2 protein-coding genes and 1 pseudogene are annotated in these 3,304 nt (G+C 60.3%); 2 read left to right on the forward strand and 1 reads right to left on the reverse strand.

Annotated features, from left to right (window positions below):
* Positions 1 to 254: 254 nt before the first annotated feature.
* The gene (locus ACESMD_RS06480) at positions 255 to 1,298 is read right to left on the reverse strand and encodes a phospholipase A (RefSeq protein WP_372611439.1); all 1,044 of its coding nucleotides are present in this window, start codon (positions 1,296 to 1,298) and stop codon (positions 255 to 257) included.
* A gap of 120 nt (positions 1,299 to 1,418) precedes the next feature.
* On the opposite strand from ACESMD_RS06480, the gene ACESMD_RS06485 reads away from it, so the two are divergent.
* Positions 1,419 to 2,045, forward strand: a complete 627-nt coding sequence (locus ACESMD_RS06485; protein WP_372611437.1) for a hypothetical protein — start codon at positions 1,419 to 1,421, stop codon at positions 2,043 to 2,045.
* A 75-nt stretch (positions 2,046 to 2,120) separates the two neighbouring features.
* A pseudogene (locus ACESMD_RS06490) lies at positions 2,121 to 3,304 on the forward strand (mechanosensitive channel MscK); the annotation flags it as partial.

Genomic DNA, 3,304 nt, shown 5'->3' on the forward strand with positions numbered 1-3,304 from the left:
AGTCGTGTCTCGGCTCGCTGGCGTAATTCCTTGATATTGCTGCGAGAGTCATCGGCGGTGGCGTTGACCAGTTCCTCGATGGTCTGCGTCAAGTGGTGCAGATCTTCCTTGATCTGTTGGCTGGATTCCTGAGTGTCGGATTTTTTACGGGTAGCCATTGTGGTCTTCCTCTGACGGTGAATGACGGCTTCAGCATAACAGCCATCGGAACGAGTTCAATCCGATTTCCTGGCGACTTCTGCTGCTCCCTTGGCTCAGCGGATAAGGCTGCCGCCGGAGAACAGTGGATTGAGGCTGAAGCCCAGGCTGAGGCGGTTCTGGCGATGGTCGTAGTCGACCATGCTTTCGCCGTAACCGTAGTAGTACTGCACATGTCCGCGAATATTGCTGTTGAACAAGGGCCAGGAATAGTCCACCTGTGTGCCCATGTTGCCGGCGCTGGGATTGCCACGCCACAGCAGGCTGAGTTCATTGTCGCCCAGCCGCTTGGCGATGGTGACATCCCCGTATCCCATAAAGCGCTCGATATCGGGATTGTCGTCCTCGCTCCCGGATTCGGGTATCCGCCAGTGGGGGGCGAGGCTGAAGGCCCAGTCCCCGCGCTGGAAGTTGCTATCGAGATACACGCGGTTCCAGCTTCGCGACAGCGGGTCCGAGCGTCCATTGGACAGATGGTTCAAAGCCAGGCGATTGCGGGTATTGGTCCAGCCGAGGAACTGCCAGGCATTATCGAAGTTGATGAAGACTTCGGGTTCGAAGTTGGTTTCGCGAAACGGCGAGGAGGCCTCGGTGTTGTAGGCCTGCCACCAGCCACGCTGGGTATAGGCGAAAAACAGATCGCCATGGTCGCCGAACAGCCCTTCGATCAGATTGACCTTGACGCTGAACTGGAACTTGGCCTCGAAGTCATCCGGGCCGGTAGTCTCGGTGATATCGCGGAAGGCCTCACGGTTCGGCTTCGGGGAGTAACTGACCGGGAAGAGGTAGTTTTGACGATAGGCGGTAATCGACAGGGGATTGCGTGTGGACTCCCTCTCGAGCAGGCGTCGCTCGGCGATTTCCTCGAGGACCTGGTCACCCGCCGAGGCGGGCGAGTCGTCAATGATCTCGGCATCGCCGTTGGCGTCTGCGGGAAGCGCTTCCAGCGTCTGTTCCAGAGACCTCATTTCCGCTTGCAATGCCTGGAGACGCGCCTTGATGGCGGCCCGCTCCGCTGCGGTAGCCTCTGCGAATGATTGGCTAGCCTGACCGAACAGGATCACTACCGAGGCAGTAAGGGTGATGGAACGCATTGTGATCATGACGACACTCGAGGACATGCAAGGATAAAATGCTGTTTACCACGTGGCTGGCGCAAGTCAAACGGATTCACATCGTCATGCATTGCCATGCCCTGTCGGGAAGCCGAGAATCAACAGGTGGCCACTTCGGTCGGAAACGCCAGGGATATGGTGGACAGCATGGTCTTCATTGTACGCGCATTGTCAGGACGCGTCGTCAGCATTCCCCACTGGGTGATTCCCTGGGTCTTGTTGTGGCTGGTGATAGGCCTGGCTGATGGTGCCATGGCGCAAACCCCTTTGCCCGAGCGCTCGGATATCGAACAGCGTCTCGCCGAGTTGCAACCCGAGGAGGGGGTGACGCAGACGGATGCGGCTCTTCGCGATATCGAGGCATTGGAAGTGGTGCTCGCCGATCTCCAGGCCTATCTGGAGTTCGAGGATCGGCTGGTGGCCCTCAACGAAAGCGTCGAAAAGGCCCCCACGCAACTCCTGAGGCTGGAACGTGAACTCCTTGACGAGGAAGAGGCGGATCTCAACTTTTCCGCCACCGACCTGGATGAACTGACGCTCGAAGAGCTCGAGATGCGTCAACAGGAAGCGGTACTGGAGCTGCAGCAACTGCAGGAGCGACTCGCCAGGTCAATGCCCAGTTACTGGCCGCCAAGACCTCACCAAAGCGCGCCCAGCGGGCCATCGCCGAGGCCATGCAGACCGCCGAGCAGAGTCGTCTCGCCCTGGACGAACTGGAGGCAAGAGGGGTAGCCGATGACAATCCGCAGTTGTTGCAGCTGCGGGTGTCTCGCCATCTGGCGGACGTGAAGCTGCGTTATCACCAGCGTGAGCTGGCGACCAGCACGCGATTGCAAGACACGCCAGGACCTCAAGGACGAGATTGCCGATCTGCGTCTTCGCCAGTTCGACCTGGCGCGTCAGCGTGATGATCTGCGCCAGGGTGAGCGACTAGCGAGACAACGCCTGAATGATGCGGATGTGGATATCACGCCGGCCCTGGTCGAATCTCTGCAACGCCTCTATCAATCTCGTCGGGAATTGGTCGACCAACTCGAGCAGACCTATGGCAACCTGCTGAGCAGTGCCATCGAACTTCAGCTCAATCAGGAGCAGATGCTCGCGAACTCGCGTGAATTGCGAGCCACCATCGACGAGCAACGCTTCTGGGTGGCGAATCGTCGTCCCCTGGATCTTGCCTGGTTAGGACAGTTGCCTTCGCTGTTCATGCTCGAGTGGCAAGAAGGGGAATGGCGGCTGATTCTGCCGCGCAACTGGCGCCTGCCCGCTCAGGAGGTGCTCTGGGGCTTGCCCTTGCTGTTGGCGGCAGGATTGCTGCTGGGGGTGCGCCGGCGAATCAAGGCGAGGCTGATTGTCCTGCATGACCAGATCGGCCGCCTGCACAGTGACTCCCAGGCACATACGCCCGTCGCGATCGCCCTCAATCTATTGCTGGCCCTGCCGGGTCCCCTGGTGTTGGCAGGCATCGGTGCTGTGCTTGTCGCCGAGGCTCAGGCGAGTGCCGCGGGACTGGGCAAGACCCTCTGGCACCTGGCCCTGGCCTGGGCGGTGGTCGCCTGGTCACGGCGACTGCTGGTGGCTGACGGAGTGGCGACCCGGCATTTCCATTGGCCAGCGGCCTATGTGAGACGCCTCCGCGGTTTGTTGAAGTGGTTCGGCCTGGCGCTCGTGCCGGTGCTGTCCATCGCCATCCTGGCGCGTGACGGAGAGATCAGCCTCGAGACCCGGCCATTGGCTCTCGGATTGCTGCTGGGTGGTCTGCTTGCCATGAGCCTGATCCAGGCGCGGCTGATCCTGGCCCATACGCCATTCTTCGGCATCAAGCTCTTCCGCCTCTTGCTGGGCCTGATCTTCGCCTCGGCCCCCCTCATCCTGCTGGGGCTTATCGTCTCGGGTTACGAGTACACGGCACTCCGGTTGATCGGTCACTTCGTGATCACGCTTTATCTGCTGGGATTGTGGATCCTGGTGGAGGCCGCGGTGGTCAGGGG

The organism is Halomonas sp. (genome assembly GCF_041689495.1).
Classification (GTDB): Bacteria; Pseudomonadota; Gammaproteobacteria; order Pseudomonadales; family Halomonadaceae; genus Halomonas.